We start from the raw sequence: 18,405 nt of genomic DNA on the forward strand, positions 1-18,405 counted from the left end.
CCCCCGGGGGGGGGGGGGATTTCCGGGGGCCCCGCCGGCGTGGCGACGGGGCCCCCGGTACCGGGGTGGGGATCGGCCGATGACGGCGGCCTACCCGTCCGGGGTCAGGAGGGGTCAGGAGAGCGGGGTGGGGCGGCCGGGCTGCTCGCCGCCGCGCTCCTCGATGTACGTCCCGGTCGGCACCATCACCTTGCGGCGGAAGATGCAGACGACCGTGCCGTCCTGCTTGTACCCCTTGGTCTCGACGTGGACGATGCCGCGGTCGTTCTTCGACTTGGACGGCCACTTGTCGATGACGGTGGTCTCGCCGTAGATGGTGTCGCCGTGGAAGGTCGGTGCGACGTGGCGCAGCGACTCGATCTCCAGGTTGGCGATGGCCTTGCCGGAGACGTCCGGGACGGACATGCCCAGCAGCAGCGAGTAGACGTAGTTGCCCACCACGACGTTCCTGCCGAAGTCCGTCGTCTTCTCCGCATAGTTGGTGTCCATGTGGAGCGGGTGGTGGTTCATGGTGAGCAGGCAGAAGAGGTGGTCGTCGTACTCGGTGACCGTCTTGCCGGGCCAGTGCTTGTAGACCGCGCCGACCTCGAACTCCTCGTAGGTGCGTCCGAACTGCATGGCTCAGGCTCCCGGGATCTCGAACTTGGTGGTGCGCTGCATCCCGGCGGCCCGGCCCTTGCCGGAGATGACCAGGGCCATCTTGCGGCTGGCCTCGTCGATCATCTCGTCACCGAGCATCGCGGAGCCCTTGGCGCCGCCCGCCTCGGAGGTGCAGTAGTCGTAGGCGTCGAGGATCAGCTCGGCGTGGTCGTAGTCCTCCTGCGAGGGCGAGTAGATCTCGTTCGCGGCGGCGACCTGGTCCGGGTGCAGCACCCACTTGCCGTCGAAGCCCAGGGCGGCGGAGCGGCCGGCGACCTCGCGGTAGCCCTCCTGGTTGCGGATCTGCAGGTACGGGCCGTCGATGGCCTGCAGGTCGTTGGCGCGGGCGGCCATCAGGATGCGCATCAGGATGTAGTGGTAGGCGTCGGCCGGGTAGCCGGGCGGCTGCTCGCCGACCACCAGGGACTTCATGTTGATGGAGGCCATGAAGTCGGCCGGGCCGAAGATGATGGTCTCCAGCCGGGGCGAGGCCTCGGCGATGGCGTCGACGTTGATCAGGCCCTTGGCGTTCTCGATCTGCGCCTCGATGCCGATCCTGCCGACCTCGAAGCCCATGGTCTTCTCGATCTGGGTGAGCAGCAGGTCGAGCGCCTTGATCTGCCCGGCGTCCTGGACCTTGGGCAGCATGATGCAGTCGAGGTTGGGGCCGGCGCCCTCGACGACGGTGATCACGTCGCGGTAGGTCCAGTGGGTGGTCCAGTCGTTGACCCGGACGACCCTGGTCTTGCCGCCCCAGTCGCCGTTGTTGAGGGCGTCGACGATGGTGTGGCGGGCGCTCTCCTTGACGAGGGGGGCGCAGGCGTCCTCCAGGTCGAGGAAGACCTGGTCGGCGGGGAGGCCCTGGGCCTTCTCCAGGAAGCGCGGGTTGCTGCCCGGCACGGCGAGGCAGGAGCGGCGCGGGCGCAGTCGGTTCGTGGTGGTCATGAGGGTCGTTCGGTTCCTTCCCAGTGGTCAGCTGGTGGTCGCGGGTGCGGGCGTCCAGGGCTGGAGCTTGTTGGCGAGCCGGATCTCGTCCACGATCCGGCCGATGATGGTCGTGATGCCGAAGTCCTTCGGGGTGAACACGGCGGCGACGCCGGCGGCCTTGAGGGCCTCGCCGTCCGCTGCCGGGATGATGCCACCCACGATCACCGGGACATCCTGCACCCCGGCCCGGCGCAGCCGCTGCAGGACGTCCGGGACCAGCTCGGAGTGCGCGCCGGAGAGGATCGACAGGCCGACGCAGTGCACGTCCTCGGCGACGGCCGCGGAGACGATCTGCTCGGGGGTCAGCCGGATGCCCTGGTAGACCACCTCGAACCCGGCGTCGCGGGCCCGGACGGCGATCTGCTCGGCGCCGTTGGAGTGGCCGTCGAGGCCGGGCTTGCCGACCAGCAGGCGCAGCTTGCCGGCGCCCAGCTCCTCGGCGGTGGCGGCGACCGCGGCGCGCACCGCGGCCAGTTCGCCGCCGGGCTCGGCCGCGACGGCGACCGGGGCGCCGCCGACGCCGGTGGGTGCGCGGTACTCGCCGAAGACCTCGCGCAGGGCGAAGGACCACTCGCCGGTGGTGACGCCGGCCCGGGCGCAGGCGAGCGTGGCCTGCATCAGGTTGACGTCGGTGGCGGCGACGGCCTTGAGCTCGGCCAGCGCCGTCTGCGCGGCGGCCTCGTCGCGCCCGCCGCGCCAGGCCTCCAGCGCGGCCAGCACGGACTGCTCGGAGGCCGGGTCGACGACCATGATCGCGGTGTCGAGGTCGGCCGTGAGCGGGCTCTCCTCGGTGGTGTCGAAGCAGTTGACGCCGATGATCTTGTCCTCGCCGGACTCGATCCGGGCCCGGCGGGCGGCGTGCGAGGCGACCAGGTTGGACTTCAGGTAGCCGGACTCGACGGCCGGGATCACCCCGCCCATCTCCAGCACCTTGGCGATCTCCGCCTCGGCGCCGGCCAGCAGCGCGGCGGTCTTGGACTCGACCACCTCGGAGCCGTTGAAGAGGTCGCCGTACTCCAGCAGGTCCGACTCGTAGGCCAGCACCTGCTGGATCCGCAGGGACCACTGCTGGTCCCAGGGCCGGGGCAGGCCGAGCGCCTCGTTCCAGGCGGGCAGCTGGACGGCCCGGGCGCGGGCGTCCTTGGAGAGGGTGACGGCCAGCATCTCGAGCACGATCCGCTGGACGTTGTTCTCCGGCTGGGCCTCGGTCAGGCCCAGCGAGTTGACCTGGACGCCGTAGCGGAACCGGCGCTGCTTCGGGTCCTGGACGCCGTAGCGCTCCAGCGTGACCTTCTCCCACAGCTGGGCGAAGGCGCGCATCTTGCACATCTCCTCGACGAAGCGCACGCCGGCGTTCACGAAGAAGGAGATCCGGGCGACGACGTCGCCCATCCGCTCGGCCGGCACCTGGCCGGAGTCGCGCACGGCGTCGAGCACCGAGATGGCGGTGCACATCGCGTAGGCGATCTCCTGGACGGGCGTCGCGCCGGCCTCCTGCAGGTGGTAGCTGCAGATGTTGATCGGGTTCCACTTGGGGATGTTGCCGACCGTGTAGGCGATCATGTCGGTGATCAGGCGCACCGACGGGCCGGGCGGGAAGACGTGCGTCCCGCGCGACAGGTACTCCTTGACGATGTCGTTCTGGGTGGTGCCGGTGAGCAGGGCGATGTCGGCGCCCTGCTCCTCGGCGACCACCTGGTAGAGCGCGAGCAGCCACATGGCGGTGGCGTTGATCGTCATCGAGGTGTTGGTCTGCTCGAGCGGGATGCCGTCGAACAGGGTGCGCATGTCGCCCACGTGGCCGACCGGGACGCCGACCCGGCCCACCTCGCCGCGGGCGAGGATGTGGTCCGAGTCGTAGCCGGTCTGGGTCGGCAGGTCGAAGGCCACGGACAGACCGGTCTGACCCTTCGCCAGGTTCCGCCGGTAGAGCGCGTTGGAGTCGCTCGCGGTGGAGTGTCCGGCGTAGGTGCGCATCAGCCAGGGCCGGTCGCGCTTCTGCTGCTGCTCGGTCATCGGAGGGGCCTCAGACGTTCCGGAAGCGGTTGATGGCGTCGACGTGCTTGGCGCGGAGCTCCTCGTTGCGCACGCCCAGGCCCTCCTCGGGGGCCAGGCAGAGCACGCCGACCTTGCCCTGGTGCTTGTTGTGGTGCACGTCGAGGGCGGCCTGGCCGGTCTCCTCCAGCGAGTAGACCTTGGACAGGGTCGGGTGGATCTTGCCCTTGGCGACCAGCCGGTTGGCCTCGAAGGCCTCGCGGTAGTTGGCGAAGTGCGAACCGACGATGCGCTTGAGCGACATCCACAGGTAGCGGTTGTCGTACTGGTGCATGTAGCCGGAGGTGGAGGCGCAGGTGACGATGGTGCCGCCCTTGCGGGTGACGTACACCGAGGCGCCGAAGGTCTCCCGGCCCGGGTGCTCGAAGACGATGTCGACGTCCTCGCCGCCGGTGAACTCGCGGATCTTGGAGCCGAGCCGCTTCCACTCGCGCGGGTCCTGGTTGTTCTCGTCCTTCCAGAACCGGTAGCCCTCGGCGGAGCGGTCGATGATCGCCTCGGCGCCCATGGCGCGGCAGATGTCCGCCTTGGCCTCGCTGGAGACCACGCAGATCGGGGTGGCGCCGCCGGCCAGGGCGTACTGGGTGGCGTACGAGCCGAGGCCGCCGCTGGCGCCCCAGATCAGCACGTTGTCGCCCTGCTTCATGCCGGCGCCGTTCTGGGAGACCAGCTGGCGGTAGGCGGTGGAGTTGACCAGGCCGGGGGAGGCGGCCTCCTCCCAGGTGAGGTGCTTCGGCTTGGGCAGCAGCTGGTTGGTCTTCACCAGGGCGATCTGGGCCAGGCCGCCGAAGTTGGTCTCGAAGCCCCAGATGCGCTGCTCCGGGTCCATCATCGTGTCGTTGTGGCCGTCCGGGGACTCCAGCTCGACGGAGAGGCAGTGCGCGACGACCTCGTCGCCCGGCTTCCAGGCGTTGACCCCGGCGCCGGTGCGCAGCACCACGCCCGCCAGGTCGGAGCCGAGGACGTGGTACGGCAGGTCGTGGCGCTTGGTGAGCGGCGACAGCCGGCCGTAGCGCTCCAGGAAGCCGAAGGTGGAGACCGGCTCGAAGATCGAGCTCCACACGGTGTTGTAGTTCACCGAGCTGGCCATGACGGCGACCAGGGCCTCGCCGGGGCCGAGCTCGGGCAGGGCCACCTCGTCGAGGTGGAGGGACTTCCGGGGGTCCTTGTCGCGGCTGTCGAGGCCCGCGAACATCTGCTCCTCGTCCTTGTGGAGCGTGACCGCCCGGTAGGACTCGGGGAGCTTGACGGCGGCGAAGTCCTCCGACGTGGCGTCGTTGCTGAGGATCGCGTCGAGGATTTCCTGCATGGCTGCCTCCGAAGGCGTACCTGTGTTGAGGGCGCACAGGGCGTCTGGGGGAGCCGGGAGCGGACACCGGCTTCGCTGAGGTGGGTGGGTGGGTGCTGCTGGGCGCCCGGACTGGGCCGGGCCGATCTGGCACTGCTCCCGGGGTGTGGGAACGCCGGACGACGGCGCGCCGAGGTGGGGAGCCGCGGCGCCGCGACTGGTGAGTAACAAGGTAGTGGCACCCTGTGCCACTCGTAAAGACACCGGGTGTCAGGAATTCCGGGGCGTCGCGGCGGGGTGTGACGCGCGTTGAGCGGGCATGCGAAGGGCCCGCGCCGACTGTTCGGCGCGGGCCCTCGAAACTGCCCTGACCTGCGAATACTCCGGGCTCAGGACTCCCTGGCGCCGCTCAGCGCGGCCCGGATGCTGTCCACCACGACGTCCAGTGGAGCGTCCGTCCGGGCGACTGTGATGAGTACCTCACCTCCGGGGCTGGCACTCAGTGCGCTTTCCGCCACCCCTTCCACGCCCGCCCCACTGGCACCGGGTGCCACCAGGGAGCCCCGGCGTCTGGCACCCGGCTCGCTGGAGGCCCAGAAGGTCCGCCGGATGACCTCGAAGGAGTGGTCCAGCTGCGCCTCCACGTCCCCCCGGCCGCCGGCCCGCAGCCAGCGCCGCAGCACGTGGTTGTGCGCCGCGACGACCGCCGCCGCCGACACCTCGGCCAGCATCGAGTCGTCCTCGCCGCCGCGCTGCCAGCCCGACGGGATCGACTCGCCGGTGTCGAAACGGCCCAGCAGGTAGCGGGTGAACAGCCGCTCGTACCGGGCCACCACGGCGATCTCCCGCTCGCGCAGCGCCGGGACCTGCCGGATCAGCTGGTACCGCGCGACCGACACCCCCGGCGTGGAGGCGTACATCCGCAGCACCTCCTTGATGCCGCGGCAGACCACGTCCAGCGGGTGCTCCTCCGGCTCGGCGCTGGCCAGCAGGTCGGCGACCCGGACGAGGGTGTCGTCGTGGTCCGGGAAGATCGCCTCCTCCTTGGACCGGAAGTACCGGAAGAAGGTCCGCCGGGCCACCCCGGCGGCGGCCGCGATCTGGTCGACCGTGGTCTCCTCGTAGCCCTGCGAGGCGAACAGCTCCATCGCGGCGGTGGCCAGGTCCTGGCGCATCTGCTGGCGCTGCGCCGCCGCCCGGCGGCTGCCCGGCCCGGCGTCCGGGCCGGTGCCCCCGGTCGAGGAGGTCGTCCGGTCTGCGCCGCGCGGTCCGGCGGAGTGCTGCGGGGTGGCTGCCTGAACCCGATCCATGTCCGGAACGCTACACGGCCCGGCGGGCGCGGCCGCGGCCCTTCCCCGGCGGACCGGGGTGACCGGCCCGGTGACGGCGGGCCGGGGCCAGCGCGCGGACACCGTGCCCGGGTTCCAGCCCGGCGGCCGGGACGCTCCGGAGCTGCCGTAGGGCGCCGACTCCCGCGCGGCGGCGCCCCCGGTCGGCGGCGTGGTCACCGGCGGGCGTGGTCGCGGAAGCCGCGGCCGGTCTTGCGGCCCAGGCACCCGGCCGCGACGAGGTGCTCCAGCAGCGGCGCGGCGGCCAGGCCCGGCTCGCGGAACTCCTGGTGCAGCACCTGCTCGATGGTCAGCGAGACGTCCAGGCCGACCACGTCCAGCAGCTCGAACGGGCCCATCGGGTAGCCGCAGCCCAGCTTCATCGCGGTGTCGATGTCGTCCACCGTCGCGTAGTGCTCCTGGAGCATCCGCACCGCGTCGTTCAGGTAGGGGAAGAGCAGCGCGTTGACGATGAAGCCGGCGCGGTCCCCGCACTCCACCGGGTGCTTGCGGACCTTGGCGGCCAGCTCCAGCACGGTGGCCGTGACGTCCGGCGCGGTCAGCACGGTGGAGACCACCTCGACCAGCTTCATGGCCGGGGCGGGGTTGAAGAAGTGCATGCCGATCACGTCCTGCGGCCGCGAGGTGGCGGTCGCGCAGCTGATCACCGGCAGCGAGGAGGTGGTGGTGGCGAGCACCGCGCCCGGCTTGACGATCTTGTCCAGGACGGCGAACAGCTCCCGCTTGACCGCCAGGTCCTCGGCGACCGCCTCGACCACCAGGTCCACGTCGGCCAGTTCGGCGTACTGGCCGACCGGGGTGACCAGCTCCAGCGCGGCGTCGCGCTGCTCGGCGCCCATCCGGCCGCGCTCGACCGAGCGGTTCAGCGACTTCGACAGCTGTGCCTTCGCCGCGTCGGCCTTCTCCTGGCTGCGGGCTGCCAGCAGCACCGGGTACCCGGCCTTGGCGAACACCTCGACGATGCCGGTCGCCATGGTGCCCGAGCCGCAGACGCCGACCGTCCGGACCTCCCGGCCGGCGACCTTCGGCGTGGCCGGGCCGGTGGCCGCGTCCACGGCCCGGGACGATCCGGGCGCCTCGTAGGTGTAGAAGCCGCGGCCCGACTTGCGGCCCAGCAGCCCGGCCGAGACCAGCTGGCCGAGGATCGGGGCGGGCGCGTGCAGCCGGTCGCGGGACTGCTCGTACATCGCCTCCAGGACGGTCCGCGCGGTGTCCACGCCGATCAGGTCCAGCAGCGCCAGCGGGCCCATCGGCAGGCCGCAGCCGAGCCGCATCGCGGCGTCGATGTCCTCCCGGGACGCGTACTTGGACTCGTACATCGCGGCGGCCTGGTTCAGGTAGGCGAACAGCAGGCCGTTCACCACGAAGCCGGCCCGGTCGCCGGCCGCCACCGGCTCCTTGCCGAGGTCGCGGGCGAACGCGGCGGCGTCCTCGGCGGTCTGCGGGGAGGTCAGCACCGTGCGGACCACCTCGACCAGCTTCATGCTGTGCACCGGGTTGAAGAAGTGCAGGCCCAGCACCCGCTCCGGACGGGCGGTCGCGGCGGCGATCCTGGTCACCGACAGCGCGGTGGTGCCGGTGGCCAGCACGGTGGTCTCCGGGCAGATCCGGTCCAGCTCGGCGAAGAGCTCCCGCTTCAGCTCCAGCTGCTCGGGCACCTCCTCGATCACCAGGTCCGCGGCGGCGGCGGCCGCCAGCTCGTGGCCGACCGAGATCAGCGCGAGCAGCGCGGTGCGCTCCTCGGCGGTGATCCGCTCCCGGTCCACGGCGTGCGCGGTGGTCTCCTCGATCCGGGCCAGCGCCCGGGCCGCCGAGTCCTCGGTGGCCTCGATGCCGATCACCCGGCGGCCGCTCCTGGCGACGGCGACCGCGACACCGGCACCCATCGTGCCGAGGCCGACGACGGCGACCGTGGGAAAGGGACGCTCCATGTGTCCTGCACTCCTAGTCATGGGTGGCCCGCGCGCGCTCCGGCGGGCGCGCCGCCGCGCCCGGCCGTGGGCCGGGGGCGGCCGCCGCCGGAGGAGGGTCCGCGCGCGGGGGCTGGGGAGATGACGGGTCCGGCGCACCGGCGCAGCGGCCGGTCCGCTCCGGCCGAACTGCGGGTGTGCCGTGGTACTCAGGCGCTCAGGGTGGAAGGAAGCGGCTCTGATACGAGGAAGGGGGCCCGGCTGGCCGCGGTTCGCGGCACCGGCCGGTGAAGTCGCACCGCGCGGGCGCCGCAGATACGGCGACCGCAGGCCCCCGTCGGTGCGGCTCCCGAAGCCCGACGGTGGTGCGTCCGGCCACTGTAGCGAAGCTACCGACGGGTAGGAAAGGGGGCGTCGGCGGGAAATCCGCCCGGATCCGCGGGCGCCCGGGTCGGCCGGGGCCCCGCCCGACCCGCCCGCCCCGAACGGGTGAACGGATGGACGGACGTCCGTTTCGACCACCCGATAGGGGAGTTACGCGCCCCCGGCGGTCGGGGCAGCATGGAGGCATGACCATCGGAACCGTCACCGCCGGCCCCACCGCGTCCGGCCCGGGCGGCCCGGGCGACCAGCCCGTCGGCCCGGCCGGCCCGCTCGCCGCCGTCGCGCTGCCGCCGCGGGCCGAGCGCGCCGAGCGGGCCTCGGCGGCCGCCGACCGGCTGCGCGCCGCCGGGGTCGAGGCGGTGGCCGTCACCTGGGTCGACAACGCGGGCATCGCCCGGGTCAAGGCCGTCCCCCTCGGCGGCCTGGTGCACGCCGCGCAGTGGGGCGTCGGCGCCGCCCCCTGCTTCGACGTCTTCCTCGCCGACGACGCCGTCACCACCAGCCCGGTCATCGGCGGCCCCACGGGGGACCTCCGGCTCTACCCCGACGTCGAGCGCGTCGTCCCGCTGGCCGCCCAGCCGGGCTGGGCCTGGGCCCCGGGGGACCGGCACACCCAGGACGGCGCCCCGCACCCCGGCTGCCAGCGGCTGTTCGCCCGCCGGATGGAGGCCGCGGCGGCCGCGCGCGGGCTGGGCCTGCTGGCCGGCATCGAGGTCGAGTGGGTGGTCGCGCTCGCCGGGGATCCGCAGGAGGAGCCGCGCTACCCGACCCACGGCCCCGCCTACGGGATGCACCGGCTCACCGACCTCTCCGACTACCTGCGCGACGTCCTGCGTGCGCTCGGCGAGCAGGGGCTCACCGTCCTGCAGATCCACCCCGAGTACTCCCCGGGCCAGTTCGAGGTCTCGGTGGCCCCCGAGGGCCCGGTCGGTGCCGCCGACACCTCCGTCCTGGTGCGGCACACCGTCCGGGCCGTCTCCGCCCGGCACGGCCTGCGGGTCTCCTTCGCCCCCGTGGTGGAGGCCGGCGCGGTCGGCAACGGCGGGCACCTGCACCTGAGCCTCTGGCGGGACGGCCGCAACCTCGGCCACGGCGGCCCCGGCCCGCACGGCCTCACCGCGGAGGCCGAGGGCTTCCTCGCGGGGGTGCTCGGCGCGCTGCCCGAGCTGCTGGTGCTGGGCTGCTCCAGCCCGGCCGGCTACCTGCGGCTGGTGCCCTCGCACTGGGCCGGCGCCTACCAGTGCTGGGGCCTGGAGAACCGCGAGGCGGCGCTGCGCCTGGTGACGGGCTCCACCGGGGAGCGGGCGGCCGCCGCGAACGCCGAGGTCAAGTGCTTCGACGCGAGCGCCAACCCCTACCTGGCGGTCGGCGCGGTGCTAGCGGCCGGCCTGGCCGGGCTCGACCAGCGCCGGGCGCTGCCCCCGGAGTTCACCGGGGACCCGGCCGCCGCCGAGCCCGGCACGGTGCCGCGGCTGCCCGCGTCCCCGGCCGAGGCGCTGGCCGCGTACGAGCGCTCGGCGGTGCTGCGCGAGGCACTCGGCGAGCCGCTGTACGAGGCGGTGCTGGCGGTGCGCCGGGCCGAGGCCGAGCAGTACGCCGGGGCCGCGCCCGAACGGCTGGTGGCGGCCACCCGCTGGCGGTACTGAGCGGTGCCCCCGTCGCCGGTGCCGGCGTTGGTCGACCACCACTGCCACAGCGTGGTGGCGGCCGAGCTCTCCGACGACGCCCTGGCCGGGCTGCTCACCGAGTCCGACCGCCCGCCCGCACCCGGCTGCTCCCCGTTCGACAGCGCGCTCGGCCTGGCCGTGCGGCGCTGGTGCCCGCCCGTCCTCGGGCTGCCCGCGCACGCCCCGGTGGCCGAGTACCTGGCGCGCCGGCGCGAGGTGGGCGCCGCGGAGGCCGCCGCCCGGCTGCTGGCGGCGGCCGGGCTGGGCGCCTGCCTGGTGGACACCGGGCTGACCACCGCGGCCGGGCTGCCCCTGCTGTCGCTCGGTGAACTCGCCGCAGCCACCGGGGCGGTGGTGCGCGAGGTGGTCAGGCTGGAGTCGGTGGCCGCGGCGGTCACCGGGCCGGCCGGAGCCTGGCCGCAGGCCGTCGGCGAGGCCCTCGCGGCGGCCGCCGCCGGCGCGGTCGCGGTCAAGTCGGTGCTGGCCTACCGCGCCGGGCTGGCCGCCCCGGCCGAGCGCCCCGCGCGGGCGGCCGTGGTGGCCGCGGCCGGTGCCCGGCTGCGGGGCGGGCCCGGCCGGCTGACCGATCCGGTGCTGCTGCACCACCTGCTCTGGACGGCCGTGGACGTCTGCGCCGAGCTCGGCCTGCCGCTCCAGCTGCACACCGGTTTCGGCGACCCGGACCTCACCCTGCACCGGGCCGATCCGTCGCTGCTGACGGACTTCGTGCGCGCGGCCGAGCCGAGCGGCGTCCCCCTGGTGCTGCTGCACTGCTACCCCTACCACCGGCAGGCCGCCTGGCTGGCCCAGGCGTTCCCGACGGTCTACACCGATCTCGGGCTGACGGCCTCCTACACGGGGCCGCGGGTGGCCGCGGTGCTGGGGGAGATGCTGGAACTGGCGCCGTTCGGAAAACTGCTGTTCTCCACCGACGCGTACGGGCTGCCCGAGCTGTTCCTGGTGGGTGCCGCCCAGTTCCGGCACGGGCTGGGGTCGGTGCTGGCCGGCTGGCGGGCGGACGGCGCCTGTTCGGCGGCGGACGCGCAACGGCTGGAGCGGCAGATCTCGGCCGACACGGCGCGCCGGCTCTACGCGCTGTAGGGCGGCGTCCCCGTCGATGACGGTCGGCGGTCAAGGGCGTCAGCTCGTCGGCACACCAACACTTTTTAACAATATGACTGACTGTTTTTCCTGTTGATGCCTGGAACCTGGCGTTCCGCTGTTGGTTGAGATGTGACGATTAGATGTCTGCCTCTTGCGCATCTAATCGGATATTCATTAGCGTCCCGATCATTACATCGCACCTGCCACACCGCAGCTGCTGCATGACGACTCGGGAGGGCCAACCCCAATGAGAGTTTCTCGGATCAGCCGGACCCGGTACGCGGCGGTGGGCCTGGTGCTCGCCACCGCCGGCGCCCTCGCGCTGCCGGCCGGCACCGCCGTCGCGGCCCCCGTGGCCGACTCGACGACCGGTCCGCTGCTCAGCTACGTCGTCAACACCAAGGCCAACCACGGCCAGGTGCAGAAGGTCGAGCAGGCCGTCAAGAGCCTCGGCGGCACGGTGGTCTACTCGTACGACCAGATCGGCGTCGTCATCGCGCGCTCGACGGACACCAAGTTCGCCGAGAAGCTGCGCCTGGCCAAGGGCGTCGACTCGGTCGGCGCCAGCCGCACCAAGGGCATCACCGCCGCCGACACCCAGAAGGCCGAGGTCGCCCCCGCGCCCGCCGCCGCCCCGGCCCCCGGCCAGGAGCCGCTCGAGGCCAACCAGTGGGACATGCGCCAGATCGGTGTCGACAAGGCGCACAAGATCTCGCTCGGCAGCCGCAACGTCACCGTCGGCGTGCTCGACTCCGGCATCGACGCCACCCACGAGGACCTCGCCGCCAACGTGGACGCCTCGCAGTCGGTCTCCTGCATCGACGGCGGCAAGCCGAACACCGACTGGAAGGCCTGGCAGCCGGGCCCCGACGGTGACCACGGCACCCACGTCGCCGGCACCATCGCCGCCGCCAAGAACGGCAAGGGCATCGTCGGCATCGCGCCGAACGTCAAGCTGGCCGCGGTCAAGGTCGTCGACGACGGCGGGTTCATCTACCCCGAGTACGCGATCTGCGGCTTCGTGTGGGCCGGTGAGCACCAGTTCAAGGTGACCAACAACAGCTACTACGTCGACCCGTGGATGTTCAACTGCCCGAACGACAAGGACCAGGCGGCCATCACCGCCGCCGTCCGCAAGGCCGTCGCGTTCTCGCAGCGCAAGGGCGTCCTCAACGTCGCCGCGGCGGGCAACGAGAACATCGACCTGGCGCACAAGACCACTGACGTCTCCAGCCCGGACGACACCACCCCCGGCACCCGCCCGGTCACCAACGACTGCCTGTCGCTGCCGACCGAGCTCCCGGGCGTCATCGCCGTCTCCTCGGTGGGTGTCAAGGGCGACAAGTCGTACTACTCCAGCTACGGCAAGGGCGTCGTCACCGTCGCCGCGCCGGGTGGCGACCGCCGCTTCCAGCTGCCGGACACCCCGGACAAGGACGGCCGCATCCTGTCGACCATCCCGGGCGGCAAGTACGGCTACATGCAGGGCACCTCGATGGCCTCCCCGCACACCACCGGTGTGCTCGCCCTGCTCGCCAGCACCTTCCCGTGGGCCAGCCCCGAGGAGCTGACCGAGATGCTGACCAGCCAGGCCGAGTCGCACCCGTGCCCGAGCGGCGAGTTCAACCCGGGCGGCACCGGCCAGTGGAAGGCCACCTGTGAGGGCGGCGCGGACGACAACGGCTTCTACGGCGCGGGCATCATCAACGCCGAGAAGGCGGTCCAGTGGTGGCGCTGACGCGCTGACCGCGGCACCACCTGAACACTGAGCCGGGGAGCGGGACCACTTGGTCCCGCTCCCCGGTCGTTTCTGAGTAGTCGTACTCAGGCCGCCGGGCGACCGGCTCGCCAGGATGGACCCGTACCCCACGGAGTCCTCCCAGGAGTTGAGCAGCATGGCGCAGACCTTCCCCGGCTGGCAGGCCCCGCCGGTCCGCCCGTCCGCCCCCGCGGGCCGCGGCCGGCGCTGGCCGTGGCTCGTCCTGGGCTTCGTCGAACTGGCCGCCGCCGGGCCGATGCTGGTGGCGTTCGCGATGACCGGGCTGGTGGCCGGGGTGATGGGCCTGGCGGCCGGCGGCACCGCGAACGCGGCCGTCGGACTGGTGCTGATGCTGGCCGCGGGCCCGGTGGCCGGGCTGGCCGCGGCGGCGGTGGCGATCGCGCTGTTCGCCCCGGCGGTGAGCAGGTTCAGCCGCTCGGTGGTGTTCGCCGTCCTGATGGGCGGACTGCTGGCCGGCACCGCGGTCGAGTACGTCGGCTGGGTCGCCCCAGCCCTCGGCTGAGCACCCGCGGGCTCGAGGAGGCCCGCCCGGGGACGGAGACGGCCGCGGGGACGGGCTACGGCTCCTGGTCGACGTGCGGGTCCCAGACCGTCGCCACCGACGGCTTGCCGTGCAGGTCGGGGACCTCCTGCAGCCAGGCGGGCCGGCCGGCGCGGGTCCGGGCCTCCCGCCGCCGCTCGGCCTCGCGCAGCTGCTCGGGGGTGGCGAAACCCTCCGGCAGCCACTGCCCGGAGAGCGCCGCCCGGGCGGCCAGGTGGGTGACGTAGGCGTCCCGGACGGCGGCCACCGAGTCGAATCCCGGCTCGTCGGCCAGCCACTCGTCCGGGACGAGGGCCAGCACCTCCTCCAGCAGCGCTGCGGTGACCAGCGGGCCGAGCTCCTCGTCGGCCAGCCGGACGTCCGGGGAGCAGCCGCCGAGGGCGTGCGCACTGAGGTCGTAGCGCTTGCCGACGGCCGCCCCGGCGGTGGCCCAGCGGTGGTGGAAGATCAGCGCGGCGCCGTTGTCGATCAGCCAGAGCCGCCCGTGCCAGACGACCAGGTTGGGGTTGTGCACGGTGCGGTCCACGTTGCCGGTGAGCGCGTCCAGCCAGACCACCCGTCCGGCCTCGGCGGAGCCCACCGGGATCATCCCGGGCCGGTAGTCCCGGGCGCCGGGCAGCAGGTCCATCCCGAGGTTGAGGCCGCCGCTGGCCCGCAGCATGTCCTGGATCTCGGTGTCCGGTTCGTCCGCGGCGACGGCCGGGTCGAAGTCCACCAGCCGCAGCTCGGGGACGCGCAGGCCGAGGCGCCGGGCCAGTTCGCCGACGATCACCTCGGCGACCAGCGCCTTGCGGCCCTGGGCGGCGCCGGTGAACTTGACCACGTAGGTCCCCAGGTCGTCGGTCTCCACGACGCCGGGGACGGAGCCGCCGGCCCTCAGCGGGTCCACGTAGCGCACTGCTGTCACCAGATCGAGCACACCGGCCACCCTATCCCGCCCGGCCGGCGGGCGGCCGGGCCGGTGCGAGCCCCGGAGGGCCGCGCCCGCGGCGCTGTGATTGGCTTGCCGCTGAGACCGGAGACCCACCAGACAGAGGAGAGCACGTCCATGGGACAGGTGCAGGCCACCACGGCGCGGGACTACGACGCCGCCCCCGAGCGGGTGTACGAGGCGCTGGCCGACTACCAGGTGACCCGCCCGAAGCTGCTGCCCGCGCAGTACAGCGAGTACGAGGTGCGGGTCGGCGGCACCGGTGCCGGCACCCAGGTGCACTGGAAGCTCCAGGCCACCGAGAAGCGTGTGCGGGACTGCCTGTTCACCGTCTCGGCGCCGGCGCCCGACCAGCTGGTGGAGAAGGACGCCAACTCCACCATGGTGATCACCTGGACCGTCTCGGCGGTCGGCGAGGGCCGGTCGAAGGTCACCGTCTCCGCCACCTGGCAGGGTGCGACCGGCATCGGCGGCTTCTTCGAGCGGACCTTCGCCCCGAAGGGCCTGAACCGGATCCACGACCAGGTGCTGGCCAACCTGGCCGCCGAGGTCCGCTGACGGATCCCCCCCCGGAGCCACCCCCCGGGCAATTCGCCCGGGGTTTCGAGTGGTTCGTCCGCCCGTACGAGCGGAAAGCCGTACGGGTGGACGGCCCGCCACCTCCGGGTGACGAGGGCCGCCCGGCGCGCTGGAGCCACCCTAGGCTCGCCGCCGTGCATATGACGATCCTTCACATTTCGCAGCCGGTCGACGGCGGCGTCGCCCGCGTCGTCGTCGATCTGGTCCGGGGACAACGGGAGGCGGGCCACCGGGTCCTGGTGGCCTGCCCGCGGGGCGGCCGGCTGGCCGAGGAGGCCGCCGCGGTGGGCGCGCTCGTCCGGGACTGGCCGGCGGAGCGCTCACCGGGGCCGGGCTCCGCCGCGGAGGTCTGGCGGCTGCGCCGGATCGTCCGGTCCGCGGCGCCCGACGTGGTCCACCTGCACAGCGCCAAGGCCGGTCTGGCCGGTCGGCTGGCGGTGCGCGGCACGGTGCCCACGGTCTTCCAGCCGCACGCCTGGTCCTTCGCCGCCGTCGACGGTCCGATGGCCACCGCGACCCTCAACTGGGAGCGATTCGCCAGCCGTTGGGCGCACCGGCTGCTCTGTGTCAGTGTCCAGGAGCGCGCCGACGGCGTCGCCGCGGGCGTGAGCGCGGACTGGGCGGTGGTGCCCAACGGCGTCGACGTCCGCCACTACGCGCCCGCCGACCGCCGGGCCGCGCGGATCGCGCTCGGCCTGGACCTGGACGCCCCGCTCGCGGTCTGCGTGGGCCGGCTGTGCCGGCAGAAGGGCCAGGACGTGCTGCTGGCGGCGTGGCCGCAGGTGCTGCACGCGGTGCCGCAGGCCCGGTTGGCGCTGGTCGGCGGGGGCCCGGAGGAGCAGCGGGTGGCGGAGCTGGTCCGGGAGTCGGCGGAGCCGTCCCGGGTCCGGCTGGTCGGGGACGTGCCGGACCCGCGGCCGTGGCTGGCGGCGGCGGACCTGGTGGTGCTGCCCTCGCGCTGGGAGGGCATGGCGCTGGCCCCGTTGGAGGCGATGGCCGCCGCCCGTCCGGTGCTGCTGACGGACGTGCCGGGGGCCCGGGAGTGCCTGCCGCAGGCCGAGCGGGCGCAGGCGGTGGTGCCGCCGGAGGACGTGACCGCGCTTGCCACCCGAATGGCCGAAGCGTTGTCCGATCCGATCGAGTGCGAGCGGCGCGGTGCCCGACTGCGTGACCACGTGGTGGCCCGTCACGACGTCCGCACGGTGGTCGAACAGGTGGACGTCCTCTACCGCCATCTACTGGGTGCCGGCCCGGCCGCGGGGCGCCGCCGCACCCGTGTCCCAGAGCCGATCTGATCGTTTCACATGCCGTGAATGCCCGCCGTTCCGGGGCCGGCATATTCGCACCCTCAACCGGATAAGGGTGAGGCGTCAATCCGAAATACCTATTAATGGGCGGCTGGAATGAAATGGCAAGTCACCTTCCGGCCTGCAAGTCCCGGTTCGGTATTGTCGGATTTCGCCTGCTTCATTTCGACTTCACGCCGGGAATTCGCGAGTGAGCACGTCGCGACCGGGCCCGCCGGGCCCCGCGCGCGAGAGCCGAAGGCCGCCGGCGGCAGCAGGTGCTGTCAGGACCGCGCCCACCGGCCCGGGACGACCGCTCCGCGCCATCCGGTGCCGGGGCACCGCCGCCCCGGGCACACAGCAGGGGAGTTCGTGCGCTGATGACCATTGACCACGACAGCGTGCCGCGGTCCGACCAGTCCCTCTCCGGCCCGTGGCGGCCCGGCACCGGGCTGCTCGACCGCCCGGCCGGATCGGCCCGGACCGGTACGGTGCCGACGCCCCGCCGGCACCGCAGGGCCGTCCGCTCCCGGCTCGCCCTGCCGCTCGCACTGGTCCAGGTCGACGCGATCGCGCTCTGCACCGCCACCGGCCTCGCCAACCGGGCCATCGACCCCGCCGTCCCGCTCGCACCGCTGCTCGGCGTCGCCGCCGTCCTCCCGCTGCTGCTCGCCCTCAACCTCGCCGGCGGCCTCTACCGGACCCGGCTCACCCTCTCCGTCCTGGACGAACTGCCCGCACTGGCCGTGCGCGCCGTCGTCGCCACCGCCTTCGCCGTCACCCTGGCCGGCTGCCTGGACGGCCGCTGGCCCGACTGCGGCCCCGCCACCCCGGCCCGTCTCACCGTCCTGCTCGGCGCCCAGCTGCTGATCGCCGCCCTCGGCCGCGGCGTGCTCTACCACCTGGTCCGGCGGATCCGCCGCAGTCGCCCCAGCCCCGTCCTGGTGCTCGGCGCCGGCCGGCTCGGCCGCCGGGTCGCCGCCGCCCTCAGCGAGCGGGGCGAGTACGGGATGCGCCCGGTCGGCTTCCTCGACGCCGACCCGCCGCTGCTCGCCACCGACACCGACCTGCCCGTCCTCGGCGGCCGCGAGGTGCTGGAGCGCGAGGTCCGCCGGCACCGGGTCCACCACGTCGTCGCCACCGCGGGCGCCGCCGACGAGGGCGAGACCGCCGCCGCCCTGCGCGACGCCGCCCGGCTCGGCTGCCAGGTCTGGCTGGTGCCGGCGCTGCGCGAGTTCGGCGCGCTGCCCACCTCCCGGCTCCCCGGCGCCGACCACCTCTGGGGCTTCCCCTGCCTGCGGGTCGACCGCCCGGCGATGCGCCGGCCCGGGTGGGCCGCCAAGCGCGCCCTGGACGTCACCGCCGCCGGGCTCGGCCTGCTGCTGCTCGCCCCCGTCCTGGCGCTCTGTGCCCTCGCCGTCCGCTTCGACACCGGCCCCGGCGTGCTCTTCCGCCAGCAGCGCACCGGGCTGGACGGCCGGATCTTCACCGTCCTCAAGTTCCGCACCCTGCGCCCCAGCAACGAGCACGAGTCGGCGACCCGCTGGAACATCTCCCAGGACCACCGGATGGGCGCCGTCGGCCGCCTGCTGCGCCGCAGCTCGCTGGACGAGCTGCCGCAGCTGTGGAACGTCCTGCGCGGCGACATGAGCCTGGTCGGCCCGCGGCCCGAGCGCCCCTACTTCGTCATGCGGTTCAGCCAGGCCTACCCCGAGTACGCCGACCGCCACCGCGTCCCGGTCGGCCTCACCGGCCTCGCCCAGGTCAACGGCCTGCGCGGGGACACCTCCATCGAGGACCGCGCCCGGTTCGACAACCGCTACATCGAGAGCTGGAGCTTCTGGCAGGACGTCAAGATCCTGTGCCGCACCGCGGTCCTGATGCTCCACCCGGACGGGAGCTGAC

Annotated in this window: 14 protein-coding genes; 7 read left to right on the top strand and 7 right to left on the bottom strand. The window is 73.4% G+C overall.

Features of this window, described 5'->3' with window-relative positions; translation table 11 throughout:
- Positions 1-114: 114 nt before the first annotated feature.
- The 6 genes from AB0N04_RS21895 to AB0N04_RS21920 form a co-directional block, all read right to left on the bottom strand.
- Positions 115-618 carry a MaoC family dehydratase gene (locus AB0N04_RS21895; protein ID WP_360211745.1) on the bottom strand — a complete coding sequence of 168 codons (504 nt, stop codon included), beginning with the start codon at positions 616-618 and terminating at the stop codon, positions 115-117.
- Between the two features lie 3 nt (positions 619-621).
- A complete protein-coding gene (locus AB0N04_RS21900; protein WP_360211748.1) occupies positions 622-1,584 on the bottom strand; it encodes a CoA ester lyase in 963 nt (320 codons plus the stop codon).
- Positions 1,585-1,611: 27 nt separating this feature from the next.
- Positions 1,612-3,642 (bottom strand): protein meaA, encoded by a 2,031-nt coding sequence (locus tag AB0N04_RS21905; protein ID WP_360211751.1) that lies wholly within the window; start codon positions 3,640-3,642, stop codon positions 1,612-1,614.
- Between the two features lie 10 nt (positions 3,643-3,652).
- Complete coding sequence (ccrA, locus tag AB0N04_RS21910; RefSeq protein ID WP_360211754.1) at positions 3,653-4,990, bottom strand: crotonyl-CoA carboxylase/reductase; 1,338 nt, start codon at positions 4,988-4,990, stop codon at positions 3,653-3,655.
- A 368-nt stretch (positions 4,991-5,358) separates the two neighbouring features.
- Positions 5,359-6,279: a TetR family transcriptional regulator gene (locus AB0N04_RS21915; RefSeq protein WP_360211757.1), complete on the bottom strand. Its 921-nt coding sequence runs from the start codon at positions 6,277-6,279 to the stop codon at positions 5,359-5,361.
- Between the two features lie 194 nt (positions 6,280-6,473).
- A complete protein-coding gene (locus AB0N04_RS21920; RefSeq protein ID WP_360211760.1) occupies positions 6,474-8,249 on the bottom strand; it encodes a 3-hydroxybutyryl-CoA dehydrogenase in 1,776 nt (591 codons plus the stop codon).
- Between the two features lie 548 nt (positions 8,250-8,797).
- Here AB0N04_RS21920 and AB0N04_RS21925 point away from each other — a divergent pair.
- The 4 genes from AB0N04_RS21925 to AB0N04_RS21940 all read left to right on the top strand — a co-directional run bounded on the left by AB0N04_RS21925 (position 8,798) and on the right by AB0N04_RS21940 (position 13,665).
- On the top strand, positions 8,798-10,258 hold the full coding sequence (locus AB0N04_RS21925; protein WP_360211763.1) for a glutamine synthetase family protein: 1,461 nt from the start codon (positions 8,798-8,800) through the stop codon (positions 10,256-10,258).
- Positions 10,259-10,276: 18 nt separating this feature from the next.
- Entirely contained in the window at positions 10,277-11,380 is a 1,104-nt protein-coding gene (locus AB0N04_RS21930; RefSeq protein WP_363365094.1) for an amidohydrolase family protein, read from the top strand.
- 250 nt (positions 11,381-11,630) lie between these two features.
- Complete coding sequence (locus AB0N04_RS21935) at positions 11,631-13,121, top strand: S8 family serine peptidase (RefSeq protein WP_360211769.1); 1,491 nt, start codon at positions 11,631-11,633, stop codon at positions 13,119-13,121.
- Between the two features lie 115 nt (positions 13,122-13,236).
- Positions 13,237-13,665: a hypothetical protein gene (locus AB0N04_RS21940; protein WP_360211771.1), complete on the top strand. Its 429-nt coding sequence runs from the start codon at positions 13,237-13,239 to the stop codon at positions 13,663-13,665.
- A 55-nt stretch (positions 13,666-13,720) separates the two neighbouring features.
- Here the strand turns inward: AB0N04_RS21940 and AB0N04_RS21945 are convergent, their stop codons facing one another.
- On the bottom strand, positions 13,721-14,623 hold the full coding sequence (locus AB0N04_RS21945; RefSeq protein WP_360211774.1) for a HipA family kinase: 903 nt from the start codon (positions 14,621-14,623) through the stop codon (positions 13,721-13,723).
- A gap of 129 nt (positions 14,624-14,752) precedes the next feature.
- Between AB0N04_RS21945 and AB0N04_RS21950 the strand changes: the two genes are divergently transcribed.
- From AB0N04_RS21950 to AB0N04_RS21960, 3 genes are all read left to right on the top strand, one after another.
- Positions 14,753-15,193, top strand: a complete 441-nt coding sequence (locus AB0N04_RS21950) for an SRPBCC family protein (protein ID WP_360211777.1) — start codon at positions 14,753-14,755, stop codon at positions 15,191-15,193.
- Positions 15,194-15,354: 161 nt separating this feature from the next.
- Positions 15,355-16,509, top strand: coding sequence for a glycosyltransferase (locus tag AB0N04_RS21955; RefSeq protein ID WP_360211780.1), 1,155 nt, complete (start codon positions 15,355-15,357; stop codon positions 16,507-16,509).
- A gap of 371 nt (positions 16,510-16,880) precedes the next feature.
- On the top strand, positions 16,881-18,404 hold the full coding sequence (locus AB0N04_RS21960; RefSeq protein WP_360211783.1) for an exopolysaccharide biosynthesis polyprenyl glycosylphosphotransferase: 1,524 nt from the start codon (positions 16,881-16,883) through the stop codon (positions 18,402-18,404).
- Position 18,405: the final 1 nt, after the last annotated feature.

The sequence above is a fragment of the Kitasatospora sp. NPDC051702 genome (genome assembly GCF_040681575.1).
Lineage (GTDB): Bacteria > Actinomycetota > Actinomycetes > Streptomycetales > Streptomycetaceae > Kitasatospora.

What these genes read in the sequence shown, in the direction of transcription:
- AB0N04_RS21925 (WP_360211763.1), top strand. Translation starts at nt 8,798, where the DNA reads ATGACCATCGGAACCGTCACCGCCGGCCCCACCGCGTCCGGCCCGGGC.
- ccrA (WP_360211754.1), bottom strand. Translation starts at nt 4,990, where the DNA reads ATGCAGGAAATCCTCGACGCGATCCTCAGCAACGACGCCACGTCGGAG.
- AB0N04_RS21955 (WP_360211780.1), top strand. Translation starts at nt 15,355, where the DNA reads ATGACGATCCTTCACATTTCGCAGCCGGTCGACGGCGGCGTCGCCCGC.
- AB0N04_RS21920 (WP_360211760.1), bottom strand. Translation starts at nt 8,249, where the DNA reads ATGGAGCGTCCCTTTCCCACGGTCGCCGTCGTCGGCCTCGGCACGATG.
- AB0N04_RS21960 (WP_360211783.1), top strand. Translation starts at nt 16,881, where the DNA reads ATGACCATTGACCACGACAGCGTGCCGCGGTCCGACCAGTCCCTCTCC.
- AB0N04_RS21915 (WP_360211757.1), bottom strand. Translation starts at nt 6,279, where the DNA reads ATGGATCGGGTTCAGGCAGCCACCCCGCAGCACTCCGCCGGACCGCGC.
- AB0N04_RS21935 (WP_360211769.1), top strand. Translation starts at nt 11,631, where the DNA reads ATGAGAGTTTCTCGGATCAGCCGGACCCGGTACGCGGCGGTGGGCCTG.
- AB0N04_RS21905 (WP_360211751.1), bottom strand. Translation starts at nt 3,642, where the DNA reads ATGACCGAGCAGCAGCAGAAGCGCGACCGGCCCTGGCTGATGCGCACC.
- AB0N04_RS21900 (WP_360211748.1), bottom strand. Translation starts at nt 1,584, where the DNA reads ATGACCACCACGAACCGACTGCGCCCGCGCCGCTCCTGCCTCGCCGTG.
- AB0N04_RS21895 (WP_360211745.1), bottom strand. Translation starts at nt 618, where the DNA reads ATGCAGTTCGGACGCACCTACGAGGAGTTCGAGGTCGGCGCGGTCTAC.
- AB0N04_RS21950 (WP_360211777.1), top strand. Translation starts at nt 14,753, where the DNA reads ATGGGACAGGTGCAGGCCACCACGGCGCGGGACTACGACGCCGCCCCC.
- AB0N04_RS21940 (WP_360211771.1), top strand. Translation starts at nt 13,237, where the DNA reads ATGGACCCGTACCCCACGGAGTCCTCCCAGGAGTTGAGCAGCATGGCG.